We start from the raw sequence: 14,973 nt of genomic DNA, 5'->3' as shown, positions 1-14,973 counted from the left end.
GGATTGCGCTCCGGGGGTGGCCGATACTAGCGGCTGCTGCCATTGGCCTACTGCTGCTGGTATGGCAATAAAGCGACGCACTAAACGTTTACAAGGATTCCCATGGACAGCAACGCATTCTCGGCTAACAATTCGACTAGCCATACCAATGTGCTGGATACGCTCAATGAGGTGTTAAAGCAGCGGCGCCATGCAGCGGCGGAAGAATCTTATGTTGCCTCCTTGCATCATAAGGGTTTGAACAAGATACTCGAAAAGGTGGGCGAGGAAGCCACAGAAACAGTGCTTGCGGCAAAAGATGCCGAGCATGGAAGCGAGACCGAACGACAAGCGTTGATTTCTGAAACCGCCGACCTGTGGTTTCATAGTCTGGTGATGCTCTCGCACCTAGGAATGGATCATCAGGCCGTTTTAGACGAACTGGCACGGCGCTTCGGCATTTCCGGACACGAGGAAAAAGCCGCCCGCCAGCCATAGTGGCTAAATAGGGCTATCGCATAATGGTAACGCATGTGCTGTAGCCTGCTCCTAGCCATTGAGCGGGTATTTACCGGATCAGTGGTTAAAGAGATAACGCTGAAATAGATAGCACTCAATAGATAGTTAACCTGCTCCCATGAGGAAACGCATATGTTAGGTGGCATTAGTATTTGGCAGTTGCTGATTGTACTGGGCATCATCATTCTGGTTTTCGGCACTAAAAAACTGCGCAACGTGGGTACCGACCTGGGTGGGGCGGTTAAGGGCTTCAAGAAAGCCATGCACGACGAGGAGAAAGGCAAAGAGGCTGATAAAGAAGACGCCGACCAACCCCATGCCAAAGTGAGCCATGAAGAGCCTGGCAACACTTATGACGTTCAAGCCGAAGAGAAACAGGCCGCGAGCGACCGCAACGAAGAGCGCAAATAAACCATGCTGGATATCGGCTTTCTTGAACTGATGCTGATTGGCATCGTCGGGCTGCTGGTGCTTGGCCCGGAACGGCTGCCCCGCGCCGCCCGTACGACAGGCATGTGGATTGGCAAAATTAAGCGCACGGTATCCGGTATGCAGCGTGAAATCAGCGCCCAGCTGGAAGCAGAAGAGCTGCGCCAAAAGCTCAATGAACAGCAGAAGAAGCTCGATGACAGTTTGAAGAAAGCCAAGCTGGACGTAGAGAGCATTGCCGATACCCCTGCCCGCTCTGATGCGGTGCAGCCCAATACGCCGCCCACCCAGGCGGCGCAGAGCGAGACGGAGCAGCGCGTTGCCAAGGCCAGCTCCCGATTGGATGACGCCCTGCAAACGGTGCGTGAAGAAACGCCTCCGTCATCTTCCGCGCCCGCCGCCTCAGCAGCGCCCTCCCGCCAGGCCGAACCGGAAGCGGCTGACCCAGAGTCAACGGCACTTAATAAGGCTGAATCTGAAAAGGATCGTAATCACCAATGAGTATGTCTGGCGATTCAAAGGAGCCGCGGGAAGAACAGAGCCAAGCCCCCCTGATTGAGCACCTGATAGAGCTACGCTCACGGCTAATGCGCGCCGTGATCGTCATTTTGGTGGTCTTTTTGGGCCTCTACTCCTTTGCCAATGATATCTATACGTTTGTTGCCGAGCCGTTAATGGCGCTGCTGCCCGAAGGCTCGCAAATGATCGCCACGGAAGTCGCTTCGCCATTCTTAGCGCCGTTTAAGCTCACCCTGGTGGTGGCGGTGTTTATAGCCATTCCCTTCGTGCTGCATCAGGCCTGGGCGTTTATCGCGCCAGGGCTTTACGACAATGAAAAAGCACTGGCGATACCGATCCTGGTGTCGAGCATTGCGCTGTTCTACGGCGGCGCGGCGTTTGCCTACTACGTGGTGTTTCCACTGCTGTTTGAGTTTTTCACCCAAACCGGGCCGGAAAACGTCGCTGTCATGACCGACATAAACCAGTATTTGAACTTCGTTCTTAAACTGTTTTTTGCCTTTGGCGTAGCGTTCGAAATCCCTATTGCGACTTTTTTGTTAATACAGTCGGGCGCCACCACGGTGGAAAGCCTGTCTAAAAAGCGTCCCTACATTATCTTGGGCTGCTTCGTGGTCGGTATGCTGCTAACGCCTCCGGATGTGATTTCTCAGAGCCTGCTGGCGATTCCGATGTACCTGCTTTACGAAGTCGGACTGCTGTTTGGCCGCTTGGTGCGCAAGCGTAAAGAGGAGAAAGAGGCGGCAGAAGAGCACGAGACAGATCTCTAAACGCAGGACTCTCCGCGTCGATACTTAAAAGCCGCCGTCATTCACAATGACGGCGGCTTTTTCACTGCAGTATCGCACCGAGCTTAATCCATCATTTCTGCAATGCGATCTACCAGCTTGAAAATACCGGTCGCAGCTTCGCTGATACGCGTTGCCAGCATATAGGCAGGCGTTGTGACCACGCGGTGCTCAAGATCCACCACGATATCTTCTACGCCGCAGCTGCGGTGCAGGCCACCCATGGCACTAATGGCACCGGAAACCGCCGGGTCATTGCCCACTGTCACCGCAATGCCTTCATCCAATAGGCGGGGCACCAGAACGGGAGAAATACACATCAAACCAATCGGCTTGGCCTCCTCACGAAACCCTACCAAGGCCACTTTTAATGCATCCAGCACCTGCATACTGTCACCGGCGCTGGCGAAGTCAGACAGGTTCTTGGCAACGCCAAAACCGCCAGGCACTATCACAGCGTCAAACTTGTCAGCATCTAACTCCTCCAGCGGGCTGATCTCTCCCCGCGCCAGTCGGGCAGACTCCAGCAGCACGTTACGCTGCTCGCCCTCTACCACCTCTTGAGTAAGATGATTAACCACATGATGCTGCTCTATATCGGGGGCAAAACAGCGGTAACCGATACCTAACTGGTCCAAGCGCAGCAGCGTAAGCGTGGTCTCATATATTTCCGAACCATCATAAACGCCGCAGCCGGCCAAAATCACTGCCACCTGTTTGGTCATGCCTATCTCCTTATCCCAGGGTCTGCCGAACGCAATACAGCAAAGCAATCGCTCACTTTAGTCAGTCTGTCGTATTGTCACAAGGCGGCTTTCGCCGCAAGGCATGGCTGATATACTCCCTCCAAGCCTTCGGGCATATTTATTTACTATCCTTAATGTTCACGTTACCTGATTTTTACGACGTCTAATGGAGAGCCTCCTTGAGTACACCCACTGCCCGTCATTTTCCCGCCACCCGCATGCGCCGCATGCGCCGCGATGATTTCTCACGCCGGTTGATGCAGGAGAGCAGCCTGACGCCGTCAGACCTCATCCTGCCGGTGTTCGTACTGGAAGGCGACAATCAACGTGAAGCCGTCGCCTCCATGCCCGGCGTCGAGCGACTCTCTATCGACCTGTTGATCGAGCAAGCTCGCGAGGCATATGCGCTGGGCATCCCAGCGCTGGCCCTGTTTCCAGTGGTTGGCCCCGAGCACAAGAGTGAGCTTGCCGAAGAGGCTTATAGCGCCAGCGGTCTAGTTCAACGCAGTGTGCGCGCCCTCAAGGAGGCGCTGCCCGAACTAGGCATTATCACCGACGTGGCGCTGGATCCTTATACCAGCCACGGCCAGGACGGCATTCTTGACGAGCACGGCTACGTGCAGAATGACCGCACGGTGGATACGCTGCTCAAACAGGCACTCTCCCATGCCGAAGCCGGTGCCGACGTGGTCGCCCCTTCTGACATGATGGATGGGCGAATTGGCGCTATTCGTCGGGTGTTGGAGCAAGAACAGCTGCATAACGTGCGTATTATGGCCTACAGCGCCAAATACGCCTCGCACTACTATGGCCCTTTTCGCGATGCGGTCGGTTCGGCGGCTAACCTGGGCAAGGCGGACAAGCGCACCTATCAAATGGATCCTGCTAATAGCGATGAAGCGCTGCACGAAGTGGCCATGGATATCGCCGAGGGCGCCGATATGGTGATGGTCAAACCCGGCATGCCCTATTTGGATATCGTTCGCCGGGTGAAAAGTGAGCTACAGGTGCCCACTTTCGCTTACCAGGTAAGCGGCGAATACGCCATGCACCGCGCCGCCTTCGACAACGGCTGGTTAGAAGCAGCACCGGTTATTCTTGAGTCATTAATGTGTTTCAAGCGGGCAGGCGCGGATGGCATTCTGACTTACTTTGCTCTCGACGCCGCGCGTTTACTCCAACAACGCTAAGATGACAACCAGGTGACACCTTTTTGTCATCTTCTCCCCGCATACTGCACTGATATACCAGTATCAGGCTATGATACCTTCGAGCTATCAACGCGGGGAGATCCACTATGGACGAGCAAGCTTCAGATTCATTACCACTATCGTCTACTGATCACACCAGCAGCGACGGCGATATGCCACTACGGATCAATCGAACCCCGACCGGAGTTCAAGCACGTGAAGTGCTGCCTGAAACGGATCTTGACGATACCCAGCTCTACTTTAATCGCGAGCTGTCACACCTACAGTTCAATATCCGCGTGTTGGAACAGGCGTTAGACGACGCCCACCCGCTGCTCAATCGGTTAATGTTCCTGTTGATTTTCTCTTCCAATATGGATGAGTTTTTCGAAATTCGCGTGGCGGGCTTGAAGCATCAAGTTGCTCTGGGCGACGACACCACCGCCGCCGATGGCCGCCTGCCTAAAGCGGTGCTGGCGGAGATCTCGCAGCTTGCTCACGCACAGATCGACCGCCAATATCAAATACTCAACGATACCTTACTGCCCGCGCTGGAAACCCAGGGGCTGCGTTTTCGGCGCCGCGATCAGTGGACTGATGAACAGAAAGCCTGGGTCAAGGCGTTCTTCGATAACGAAATTATGCCGGTCATCAGCCCGATTGGGCTCGATCCCTCGCACCCCTTCCCCCGCTTGGTGAATAAAAGCCTCAACTTTATCGTTGAGCTGGAAGGCAAGGATGCCTTTGGCCGCGCCGGCGGCATGGCGATTCTACCCGCACCGCGTTCGCTGCCGCGCCTGATGGCACTGCCCAAAGAGATTTGCGAAGAGGGTTTTTCCGAGTATGTTTTCCTCTCATCGATGATTCATGCCCATGCCGAGGAGCTATTCCCCGGCATGAGCGTGCGCGGCTGCTACCAGTTCCGACTGACACGCAACGCGGATATGAGCGTTGACCCGGAAGAGGTCTCGGATCTCGCCTCAGCGCTGCGCGGTGAACTGCTGGCACGCCGCTACGGCAGCGGCGTGCGCCTGGAGGTCGCCGACAGTTGCCCGGATGACTTAACCAACTTCTTGCTACGCCAGTTTGAGCTCGAGAACGACGACTTGTATCGCGTCAAAGGCCCGGTCAACCTGACCCGCATGATGTCCGTGCTGGGTGACGTGGATCGCCCTGAGCTGCTCTATCGGCCGTTTACTCCCAGCATTCCCAAAGCGCTCAAAGCGGGTAGCCTGTTTGACGCTATCGCCAAGAACGACATTCTGCTCCATCACCCCTTCCAGTCGTTTACGCCGATTGAAGACCTGCTGCGCGAAGCTGCCAGGGATCCACATGTACTGGCAGTGAAGCAGACCCTTTACCGTACCGGCTCAGACTCAGCTATTGTTAACGCACTGGTGGAAGCGGCCAGCCAGGGAAAAGAAGTCACGGTGGTCATTGAGCTGCGCGCGCGCTTCGATGAGGCCGACAACCTACAGCTGGCTTCACGCCTGCAGGAAGCGGGGGCAATCGTTGTCTACGGCATTATGGCCTACAAAACCCACGCCAAAATGCTACACATTGTGCGCCGTGAAAAGGGCGAACTGTGCTACTACGCTCACCTGGGCACCGGCAACTACCACGCCAAGACTGCCAAGCTATATACCGATTACAGCCTGCTGACCGCCAATAAGGCGCTGTGTGCGGATGTGCATAAGGTGTTTCAGCAACTGTCAGGAATGGGTCGCGCGCGCAAAATCGACACGCTGTTGCACGCCCCCTTCACGCTACATGAACGCCTGGTGGAAATGATCGACCGGGAAGCGCAGATAGCACGCAAGGGTAAGCGTGGGCACATCATCATTAAGTGCAACTCATTGACCGAGCCCAAGCTTATCAAGGCACTCTACCGAGCCTCACAGGCAGGCGTAGAGTGCGATTTGATTATTCGCGGCATGTGCTGTTTGAAGCCAGGCGTACCGGGGGTTTCCGACAATATTCGCGTACGCTCAATTATTGGCCGTTTGCTGGAGCATACCCGGGTTTTCCACTTCCATAATGATGGCAAGTCCGAGACCTGGTGCTCAAGCGCGGACTTTATGTCGCGCAATATGTTCCACCGTGTCGAAACCTGCTTTCCGCTGCTGGATAAGAAGCTCGCCAACCGGGTGCGTAAAGACCTGGAGACGTACCTGGTGGATAACTGCCAGAGCTGGCTGCTTCAGACCGATGGCAGCTACCGACTCCAGGATCCTGGTGACAGCGATGCCATCAGTGCCCAGGAAACACTGCTTTATGCCTATGCCTCGAAAAGCTAGGTATTGGAAAGCTAGCAAGGAGTGGGTAGCGGGGGCTTAACAAAAGCCAGTAAGCCTCCTTACTTTCAGTCAAGCATAGCGTTGGCGCAGCACCTTAGCCGCTTCCACCATATTGGCCAGCGCTGGTTCTACTTCCGCCCAGTTGCGGGTTTTTAGACCACAGTCCGGGTTGATCCATAGCCGTTCGGCGGGGATTTTTTCCAGGGCTTTCTCCATCAAATCGACCATCCAGCTTACCTCGGGAATATTCGGGGTATGGATATCGTAAACACCTGGGCCAATTTCGTTGGGATAAGCGAAATCCTGAAAGGCATCCAATAGGTGCATATCCGAGCGCGATGTTTCAATAGTGATCACATCGGCATCCAACGCAGCAATCGCGCCAATGATATCGTTGAACTCCGAGTAACACATATGGGTATGAATCTGGGTGGCGTTGGCCACGCCTGCGGCGCTTAGCTGGAAGCTCTCCACTGCCCAATCAAGGTATTCTTGCCACTCATGTTGGCGAAGCGGCAGTCCTTCACGCAGCGCCGGTTCGTCGATTTGAATAATCTTGATCCCGGCTTTTTCCAGATCCAGCACCTCATCGCGCAGTGCCAGGGCAATCTGGCGGCAGGTGGTTTCCCGTGGCTGGTCATCACGTACAAACGACCACTGAAGAATCGTCACCGGCCCGGTCAGCATGCCCTTCATGGGTTTGTCGGTCAGGGTTTGGGCGTACTCGCTCCAGCGCACCGTCATCGGCGTCGGGCGGGAAACATCACCAAAAATCACCGGCGGCTTCACGCAGCGAGAACCGTAGCTCTGCACCCAGCCAAAGCGGGTAAAGGCAAACCCTTCGAGCTGCTCGCCAAAGTACTCCACCATATCGTTACGTTCGGCTTCACCGTGCACCGGCACGTCGATATCCAAGGCTTGTTGGCGTTCAACGGCGTAGGCAATCTCGGCCTGCATGCGGGCTTGGTAGTCCGCTGTCCCCAGCTCACCGGCTTTAAAGGCGCGCCGGGCGGCACGAATCTCGTCGGTTTGCGGGAAAGAGCCAATGGTCGTGGTGGGAAATAGCGGTAGCTTAAGCGCCCGCCGCTGAGCCTCAGCGCGAAAAGGGTAAGATGCCTGACGCTGGCTATCGGCGGGGCTAACCGCAGCCAAACGCTCACTGACCACCGCTTGGTGAATACGGGTTGACTCACGCCGAGCATCCAAGGCGCGAGTGGCCTGATCCAGGCGCTGCTCATCAACAGGCGTGGCGCGGTTATCGATCAAGCGGGCCAGGGTCACCACCTCGTCTAGCTTCTGCCGAGCAAAGGCCAGCCAACTGATTAACTCATCATCAAGATCGCTCTCCTGCGCTAAATCCACCGGCACGTGGAGTAGCGAACAACTTGGCGCCAGCCACAGGCGCTGGCCCAAGCGCACTTTTAACGGCAGCAGGCGTTCACGCAAGGCAGCCAAATCGGCCCGCCAAATATTGCGGCCATCAACAACCCCCACCGATAACACCTGATGGGGGCCAAGGCGATCAATCACGCTTTCCACCTGCTGGGGAGCGCGCACGGCATCAATGTGCAAACCCGCCACGGGCAGCCGGGTCGCCAGCGAGAGATTATCACCCAAGCCGCCGAAGTAAGTGGCTAGCAATAGCTTTAGCGGGGCAGACTGAAGGCGGTGGTAAGCGCGCTCATAGGCCTGCTGCCACGCCAGCGGCAAGTCCTGCACCAGCGCTGGCTCGTCCAGTTGCACCCACTCGATGCCTTGGGTGGCGAGCCGCGCTAAGATTTCGCCATACACGTCGAGTGCGCTGTCGAGCAGCGTCAGGCGATCAAAATCACCGCCCTTGGTTTTGCCCAACCACAGCCAGGTCAGCGGGCCCGTCAGCGTTACTTTGGGGGTAAATCCTGCACGTAACACCTCATCCACTTCATCAAACAGGCGGTTGGAGGCCAGGGTAAAGGTTTGCCCATCGTGCAGTTCGGGCACCAGGTAGTGGTAATTGGTATCGAAGTACTTGGTCATTTCACACGCCGCCGCGGGCTCACCGCTGGGCGCCCGTCCGCGGGCCATGCGAAAGGCGGTATCAAGGTCGATCTCACCACCTACCACCTCTGCTGCGGCGTTAAAGCGGCCCGGCACCGCCCCGAGCGCTAATGAGACGTTAAGCACTTGATCGTAAAAAGCGAAATCGCCCACGCTAACGAAATCTAAACCCGCGTCCTGCTGCGCCTGCCAGTGGCGTAAACGCAGCTCGCGACCAATGCTTTCCAGTTCGCTACGCGTGCACGCGCCTTTCCAGTACGCTTCCGTGGCTTTTTTTAGCTCGCGCTGAGCGCCGATACGGGGATAGCCGAGAATATGAGAAACTGTCATGATGAACCCTACCAACGTGAATAATTTCACACAGTCTGGGCACCACTCACCAATGAATCAAACTAAAGTTTTTAATACCAAAAATGAAAAACATTCATAACCATTGAGCAATGACATGATTGAGCTACGACACCTCCGCACCCTACTGGCGCTGCGTGAAACCGGCTCCCTGGTCGATGCCGCCGAACGCGTGCATTTGACCCAATCGGCGCTTTCACACCAGCTCAAGGATCTTGAGAGCCGCGTAGACAGTCCGCTGTTTGTGCGCAAAACCCGTCCGGTGGAGTTCACCCGCGCGGGGCTACGCCTGCTGGCCCTGGCCGACGAGATACTGCCTGAAGTACGCAAGGCGGAGCGTGATTTGGCGCGTCTGGCAGGCACCGAGCAGGGGCGTCTGCATATGGCCATCGAGTGCCACAGCTGCTTTCAGTGGCTAATGCCCACGGTGGACTATTTTCGCGATCACTGGCCGGAAGTGGAAATCGATATCCCCAGTGGCCACCATTTTGACCCACTTCCGGCGCTTGCCCGAGAGCAGTTGGATCTGGTGATCACCGCCGATCCCCAACCTCTTGAAGGGATTCACTACGCCCCACTGTTTCGCTATGAAGGGCTATTGGCCGTCGCCCGCCAGCACCCCTTTGCAGGTCGGGGCTTTATAGCGCCCCAGGCGCTGGCTGAGGAGACGTTAATTACCTACCCCGTCGAGCAGTCACGGCTGGATATTTTCACCCAGTTTTTGCAGCCGGCAAATGTACGCCCCCGGGAGATCCGTACTGCCGAATTAACGATAATGATGATGCAGCTGGTGGCCAGCGGGCGTGGCGTGTGTGCACTGCCCAATTGGGCGCTTACTGAGTATTTAGAGCGCGATTACGTTAGCGCAGTGAAACTAGGCGAGCAGGGGGTATGGAGCACGCTGTATGCAGCTATCCGCGAGGAGACACGCGAAGCGCCGTGGATGCAGGATTTCTTACGCACTGCGCGGGAGACTTCCTTTGCCGTGCTAACCGGCGTTAAGCCGGCGGATCGCGACGGGGAACCAGCAGCGTAAAGCGCGCGCCGCCCAAAGTGGGGCTGGTATCGATGGTCACGCTGCCACCGTGTCCGGCCATGATTTTCTGTACAATCGAAAGCCCTAACCCGTAGCCACCGGAGCTGCGGGCGCGGCTGTCGTCCAACCGGGCAAAAGGCTTGAAGATATCCGCCCGCGCTTCAGGGGGAATGCCGGGGCCGTCGTCTTCAACATCGATACGCACCAGATTGGGCTCATCCCAGAGGTGAATCACCACCTGGGACTTGGCATGGCGGCAGGCATTGCCGACTAAGTTCTGCACCGCGCGCTGGAGATAGCGCGGCTCTGCCAGCAGCTCGATTTCAGGCCCAGGCGCCAGCGCCAGCGCTAAGCCCTTATGCAGCGGCGACAGCGTATCGATCACCCGTTCCGCCATGGCCCGGCACTCTACCAGCGCCGTTTCAAGCTCAGCGCCGTTAACCGTTTCCCCTCCTAGGCGGGCATAGGTGAGAATCTCATCAACCAATTCATCGAGTTCGGCAATATCCGCATCGATACCCTGAAGCTGGCGGCGAATGGCGGGCTGGTCAGTCATATCTTCAACCATCTGCACGGCAAAACGAATACGCGCCACCGGGGTGCGCAACTCGTGGGAAACCGCCCGAATCATCTCTTGCTGACCGCGCAGCAGGCTCTGCACCTGATTGGCCATGCCATTAAACGCCATGCCCAAGCGACCTAAAAAGTCGCCGCTCTCTACCTTTACCCGTGTCTCCAGGCGACCGCTGGCGATCCGTGTGGCGGCCAGCTCCAGCCGCGCCATGCGGGCTTCAATGCTACGCATAATCAAATAGATGATCAGGCTGAGAACGATCATCAGCCCCACCAGGAGAGGCAGATGCAAATTGAGCGGTAGCGTATCACCGCGGGAAATAGGCCCCGCCTTCAGCCATTCTTGCTCGCCCGGCAACTGATAGAGCAGCGTAATCGACAGCTTATCGGAGACGAGCTGAGTGATAACGTTGCCGCTGGCCAGTTGAGCCTGCTGCGCCGTCGTTAGCCCTGCAGGCAACGAAGACAACCGCTGCAGCGGCCAACTCCCGGAACGCAACTGGGCAATGCGGCCATCACGCTCTTCCGCTGGCGCTGCTGCGAGCCACTCGCCAAGCAGCTCTATGCTGCCATGCCACTGGTGCTCACTCCAGTCGTCAAGGCGCGCTTGCAGTAGCCAGGTATCTCCGGGCAGGCGCTGTTGCAACAACCAAGGTTTTTCGGCGACCAGTATTCTGCCTTGCTCCAACCGTGAGCGCTCAAAATAGCCCAAATCCGCTTCGTTGATGGGCTGCAGAGTCAGTTGCAAATCGAGCTGCTCTGAAAAGTGCTCAAGCAAAGCACTTCGCTGCTCTGCCGACGTATCGGCTAGCCGTTGTGTCATCAGCGACATGGGGAGCGCGGCGAGTTGCTCACGGTAGTCTTCGCGGCGCACCTGTTCAATAAAGGAGCGCCCCATCAAGGCGATCACAAACACCACCAGTAGCGCGATGCCCAGCAACAAATAGAAGCGTAAAAACGAGCCGTTACTAAGCACCCGCCGCATGATGCTGTCCCTCTGAATGATCAACTGTCTTTAACGAAAAGATAACCTTTACTGCGCACGGTCTTGATCCGGTGAGGCTGGTTAGGATCATCGCCAATTTTAGGCCGAATGCGCGATACGCGGACATCAATAGAGCGGTCTTGGCCGTCGTACTTAATGCCCCGTAGGTCGCTAAATATCTCTTCACGGGTAAGCACGCGGCCTGCGTTACGACCCAGAAGCCAAAGCAGGTCGAATTCGGCACTGGTTAAGTCAATACGCTCACCCGAGAGCCAGGCTTCACGAGTCGCGTTATCGATCTCCAGATTTTCAAAACGCAGCCGCATTTCGCCGTCCGGGGCAGGCCCGTCGGCGCGGCGCAGTAGCGCGCGCATGCGCGCCAGCAGTACCCGCGGCTGAACCGGCTTCGGCACATAGTCGTCGGCGCCCATTTCGAGCCCCAAGACCTGATCAAGATCGTCGGTGCGCGCAGTCAGCATCATGATTGGGCCGGCAAAATTGGGTCTAACGCGGCGGCAAATTGCCAGACCGTCCTCCCCTGGCAGCATTAAGTCCAGAATCACCAGGTCGGGCTGCAGGGTTAAAATACGGTCAACCCCTTTAGCACCGTCTGCTTCCAGCGTTACTTGGAAGCCGTTCGCTTCCAAGTAATCACGGGTAAGCTCGGCCAGACGCTGGTCATCCTCAATGATCAAAACATGATCTTGGTCGGGATAGTCAGGCGTTACAGACTCTTGCGTCTCAAGCGCCTGAAATTGCTGTTCCAAATGATCTACCATCCTCTTTATGCACTCCGCTTAGGCTGTTTATTTTTTCACCCGCTCATCCAATACCAACACAGGTGCCCCATGATTGGCACTCAGGATAACTCAAAACCACCAAAACACCCGCTTCTGTCGTTACAATCGCGCGTATTGGTGAGTGCGTGTGGCCAGACACTTGATTCTTCCTTAACCGGGGACTAATGTGTAAACGCAAACTGTCGACAATTTGACAGGGGGAGCCTGCCATGGGAAGTAGCAAAACGAAAAGTGTTATAAAACGTGTTTACGTTCCAGCCCAAGTACGCGACCTGCCCAATGGGGAGAAGTTAAAAATCCCGGGGCATTATAAGGCGCCGCCCGGGGAAGGAAGCGACACTATTGAATAATGTTTGATTAAGTATATCTACTGCTAAAGCATATTAAAAAGGCAGACCATTCGTGGCCTGCCTTTTTTCTTCACTACTTTCTGCACTACAGGTTTTGACGCAATTACACGAGGCGCGCTTTTCAGCAACGTTGCTTTTCAGCGCCTACCCTTTGGGCCCAAACAGAAACCATGCAATTAAGCCAACTAACGGGAAAAACAGCAGCACTAGAATCCATATCAGCTTAGCAAGACCGCCAGCCCCGCTTTTGGCCACTTTAACAATGGCCCAAATCACAATAATGAGCCAAATTAGTCCTAATAATCCACCTACTTCAATGCCCATAGCAACTCCTTAGCGTGTTGGCACTCGTATCAACTTAGACAATCATATCAGTGGCACATTCACAAGCTGACCTCACTGCTCGGGAAGGCTCAACACCATCTCACCCGCCTGTATTTCTATCGACAATAAACTCAGAAAGCTCATGCCGAGTAGGACAGTGTCGCGCTCCATGCCAGGGCTGATAGACCCCTGTACATTCTGCACTTTTAGTCCGCCGAGGGAAACCTCATCAAGCTCCGTTAAGGCACCTTCCACTCGGCCGTTGGCGGTGTTGAACCAAGCGCTACGCCCAGGCTCAAGGCCTAACTCACTTGCCAAATCGGCCGGTATGGCGACATAGGTGGCGCCAGTGTCTAGCAAAAAGGTCACCGGCGTGCCATTGATGCTTCCCGGCGCCTCAAAATGCCCGGCCCGGTTACGCTTCAGGGTAACGGGCTCACCCGCAGGTAGAGTCTGCACAATATTAGCGTTGGGGTGCATCATCTTTTCCAGGCCACCGTGAATCCACCAAGTACCCACTGCCATTAACAGTACCCAAAACAGCAGCATCATAACGATGCCGCCACGCTGGGACACTTGACCTGCCTTATGCGTTGCCATACGCCACCTCACTGAGGTAAGGATGCCTCGTTAGCGTTATTGTTGTTGGTATGAGGGTTGGTTTCCCAGGCGAGGGCCGCTTCACGGCCACGACGCTCGTTGACCCTGGCGCAAATCAGCATCGCGATAACGAACAGGGCAACACATAATAGAATAGACGCTTGCAAGCCAACCAGCGTCTGTAATACCCCCAGCATAACGATGCCCAACACCCCCGCCAGTTTATTCGCCAATCCCCAGAAACCGAAAAACTCTGCTGATTTAGCCAAGGGTGAAAACAGTCCCACCAGCGCCCTGCTGGCGGATTGACTAGATCCCAGGCTAAGCCCCGCCAGGCAGCCGACCACCAGAAATACGTGCTGGGCCTGCCACTGCAGTTCAAAATAACCGTTTATCCACTGAGTCACCTCCGGCGTTGCCCAGATCGCAATAATCGCCACTACCCACAGCGCCAGCGTCATTTGGTACGTTCGCTTGGCTCCCAGCTGATCCTGAATCCAGCCGAACCCCAGGGCGCCCGCCGCGGCAGTGATTTGGACAATAATAAACATGATATTGCGTACGCTCTCATCCCAGCCGATCACTTGAGCGCCATAAATAAAGGCGAAGGCGATGATGATGTAGACACCGGCCATCGAGAACAGCAGTGAAACCAAAAACACGGTCAGATCTTTAAAGTAGCGCAACTCGTGAAAAGTGGTTGCGACACGATTCAGCGCAATATGCCGATAAGAGACGCCGCGGGGCTGGGGCTTGCCGCGCTCTTTCAACCATAAAAAGGTAGGAATGGCAGTAATCAGGAAAAAGCCTGCCGCAAAGGGCCCCACCCAGCGGATGCGCTCAAAGTTATCCGCGCTGGCCTCGCCGAGCACGACCAGGGTGAAGCCCGCCGCGAACAGCCCGCCGATGTAGCCTAACGCCCAGCCAAACCCGGAAATTTTGCCCAGCGACTGGGGCGGTCCAAGCTCGGGCAAAAAAGAGGCTATAAATGATTCGCCCATTGAGTAAGCGTAATTAGATAGCACTATCAGTAACAGCCCGGTAATAACGTAGCCCGGTTCAACGAAGTAAAGCATTGCTGTGGTGACGACAGTAGCCAGGTAGCTAATCAGCAGAAAGCGCTTTTTCTCCGCCCGGTAATCCATCACGGCGCCACATAGTGGTGCTGTGATCACCACCATCAAATAGCTAACCGCCAGGGCCAAGCTCCATAGGAAGTTGGCAAGCCGGAAGTTATCGCCGCGATCCCCCACAATGACGGTGGTAAACAGCTCACCAAATACCACAGTGATAATCAGTAGCGTGTAGGCCTGGTTGGCAAAATCAAACATTGCCCAGCCGAATATTTCGCGACGCGATGCGTAGCCATCCGTCGTCTTAGCAGAGTTAGCAGACAACATTGATTTTCTCTCACAGGGGAAGCCGTAAGCCTAGCAGGTGGAACCCGTAAGAC

14 protein-coding genes are annotated in these 14,973 nt (G+C 55.8%); 7 read left to right on the top strand and 7 right to left on the bottom strand.

The window, feature by feature from the left end:
- The first annotated feature begins 102 nt into the window (after window positions 1-102).
- The 4 genes from JI62_RS06385 (at window position 103) to tatC (ending at window position 2,216) form a co-directional block, all read left to right on the top strand.
- Window positions 103-477, top strand: coding sequence for a phosphoribosyl-ATP diphosphatase (locus JI62_RS06385; protein ID WP_088699361.1), 375 nt, complete (start codon window positions 103-105; stop codon window positions 475-477).
- A gap of 153 nt (window positions 478-630) precedes the next feature.
- Window positions 631-909 carry a Sec-independent protein translocase subunit TatA gene (tatA, locus tag JI62_RS06380; RefSeq protein ID WP_088699360.1) on the top strand — a complete coding sequence of 93 codons (279 nt, stop codon included), beginning with the start codon at window positions 631-633 and terminating at the stop codon, window positions 907-909.
- Between the two features lie 3 nt (window positions 910-912).
- A complete protein-coding gene (tatB, locus tag JI62_RS06375; RefSeq protein ID WP_088699359.1) occupies window positions 913-1,428 on the top strand; it encodes a Sec-independent protein translocase protein TatB in 516 nt (171 codons plus the stop codon).
- Window positions 1,425-2,216, top strand: coding sequence for a twin-arginine translocase subunit TatC (gene tatC / locus JI62_RS06370; RefSeq protein ID WP_088699358.1), 792 nt, complete (start codon window positions 1,425-1,427; stop codon window positions 2,214-2,216). Before tatB ends, tatC begins: the two co-directional genes overlap by 4 nt.
- 83 nt (window positions 2,217-2,299) lie before the next feature.
- Here the strand turns inward: tatC and elbB are convergent, their stop codons facing one another.
- Window positions 2,300-2,959 (bottom strand): isoprenoid biosynthesis glyoxalase ElbB, encoded by a 660-nt coding sequence (elbB, locus tag JI62_RS06365; RefSeq protein ID WP_088699357.1) that lies wholly within the window; start codon window positions 2,957-2,959, stop codon window positions 2,300-2,302.
- Between the two features lie 200 nt (window positions 2,960-3,159).
- On the opposite strand from elbB, the gene hemB reads away from it, so the two are divergent.
- Together hemB and ppk1 are read left to right on the top strand one after the other, a co-directional pair.
- The gene (gene hemB / locus JI62_RS06360) at window positions 3,160-4,170 is read left to right on the top strand and encodes a porphobilinogen synthase (protein ID WP_088699356.1); all 1,011 of its coding nucleotides are present in this window, start codon (window positions 3,160-3,162) and stop codon (window positions 4,168-4,170) included.
- A 107-nt stretch (window positions 4,171-4,277) separates the two neighbouring features.
- Window positions 4,278-6,467 (top strand): polyphosphate kinase 1, encoded by a 2,190-nt coding sequence (gene ppk1 / locus JI62_RS06355; RefSeq protein ID WP_088699355.1) that lies wholly within the window; start codon window positions 4,278-4,280, stop codon window positions 6,465-6,467.
- A gap of 69 nt (window positions 6,468-6,536) precedes the next feature.
- Here ppk1 and metE read toward each other — a convergent pair whose 3' ends face one another.
- Entirely contained in the window at window positions 6,537-8,834 is a 2,298-nt protein-coding gene (gene metE, locus JI62_RS06350) for a 5-methyltetrahydropteroyltriglutamate--homocysteine S-methyltransferase (RefSeq protein ID WP_088699354.1), read from the bottom strand.
- 115 nt (window positions 8,835-8,949) lie between these two features.
- On the opposite strand from metE, the gene JI62_RS06345 reads away from it, so the two are divergent.
- On the top strand, window positions 8,950-9,888 hold the full coding sequence (locus tag JI62_RS06345; RefSeq protein WP_088699353.1) for a LysR family transcriptional regulator: 939 nt from the start codon (window positions 8,950-8,952) through the stop codon (window positions 9,886-9,888).
- Here the strand turns inward: JI62_RS06345 and JI62_RS06340 are convergent.
- From JI62_RS06340 to JI62_RS06320, 5 genes are all read right to left on the bottom strand, one after another.
- Window positions 9,851-11,446, bottom strand: coding sequence for an ATP-binding protein (locus JI62_RS06340; RefSeq protein WP_088699352.1), 1,596 nt, complete (start codon window positions 11,444-11,446; stop codon window positions 9,851-9,853). The genes JI62_RS06345 and JI62_RS06340 overlap by 38 nt on opposite strands.
- A gap of 20 nt (window positions 11,447-11,466) precedes the next feature.
- Window positions 11,467-12,225 (bottom strand): response regulator, encoded by a 759-nt coding sequence (locus JI62_RS06335; RefSeq protein ID WP_088699351.1) that lies wholly within the window; start codon window positions 12,223-12,225, stop codon window positions 11,467-11,469.
- A gap of 515 nt (window positions 12,226-12,740) precedes the next feature.
- Window positions 12,741-12,920, bottom strand: coding sequence for a PLDc N-terminal domain-containing protein (locus tag JI62_RS06330; RefSeq protein ID WP_022522092.1), 180 nt, complete (start codon window positions 12,918-12,920; stop codon window positions 12,741-12,743).
- A gap of 72 nt (window positions 12,921-12,992) precedes the next feature.
- Window positions 12,993-13,520, bottom strand: a complete 528-nt coding sequence (locus tag JI62_RS06325; protein ID WP_088699350.1) for a retropepsin-like aspartic protease family protein — start codon at window positions 13,518-13,520, stop codon at window positions 12,993-12,995.
- An 8-nt stretch (window positions 13,521-13,528) separates the two neighbouring features.
- On the bottom strand, window positions 13,529-14,920 hold the full coding sequence (locus tag JI62_RS06320; RefSeq protein WP_088699349.1) for an MFS transporter: 1,392 nt from the start codon (window positions 14,918-14,920) through the stop codon (window positions 13,529-13,531).
- Window positions 14,921-14,973 lie beyond the last annotated feature (53 nt).

This window comes from Halomonas campaniensis, assembly GCF_002211105.1.
GTDB classification, from domain to species: domain Bacteria; phylum Pseudomonadota; class Gammaproteobacteria; order Pseudomonadales; family Halomonadaceae; genus Vreelandella; species Vreelandella campaniensis_A.
This window is presented reverse-complemented; position numbering and strand designations above follow the sequence as displayed.

Coding starts and splice junctions, on each gene's coding strand:
- JI62_RS06385 (WP_088699361.1), top strand. CDS start 103: ATGGACAGCAACGCATTCTCGGCTAACAATTCGACTAGCCATACCAAT.
- tatA (WP_088699360.1), top strand. CDS start 631: ATGTTAGGTGGCATTAGTATTTGGCAGTTGCTGATTGTACTGGGCATC.
- tatB (WP_088699359.1), top strand. CDS start 913: ATGCTGGATATCGGCTTTCTTGAACTGATGCTGATTGGCATCGTCGGG.
- tatC (WP_088699358.1), top strand. CDS start 1,425: ATGAGTATGTCTGGCGATTCAAAGGAGCCGCGGGAAGAACAGAGCCAA.
- elbB (WP_088699357.1), bottom strand. CDS start 2,959: ATGACCAAACAGGTGGCAGTGATTTTGGCCGGCTGCGGCGTTTATGAT.
- ppk1 (WP_088699355.1), top strand. CDS start 4,278: ATGGACGAGCAAGCTTCAGATTCATTACCACTATCGTCTACTGATCAC.
- metE (WP_088699354.1), bottom strand. CDS start 8,834: ATGACAGTTTCTCATATTCTCGGCTATCCCCGTATCGGCGCTCAGCGC.
- JI62_RS06345 (WP_088699353.1), top strand. CDS start 8,950: ATGATTGAGCTACGACACCTCCGCACCCTACTGGCGCTGCGTGAAACC.
- JI62_RS06340 (WP_088699352.1), bottom strand. CDS start 11,446: ATGCGGCGGGTGCTTAGTAACGGCTCGTTTTTACGCTTCTATTTGTTG.
- JI62_RS06335 (WP_088699351.1), bottom strand. CDS start 12,225: ATGGTAGATCATTTGGAACAGCAATTTCAGGCGCTTGAGACGCAAGAG.
- JI62_RS06330 (WP_022522092.1), bottom strand. CDS start 12,920: ATGGGCATTGAAGTAGGTGGATTATTAGGACTAATTTGGCTCATTATT.
- JI62_RS06325 (WP_088699350.1), bottom strand. CDS start 13,520: ATGGCAACGCATAAGGCAGGTCAAGTGTCCCAGCGTGGCGGCATCGTT.
- JI62_RS06320 (WP_088699349.1), bottom strand. CDS start 14,920: ATGTTGTCTGCTAACTCTGCTAAGACGACGGATGGCTACGCATCGCGT.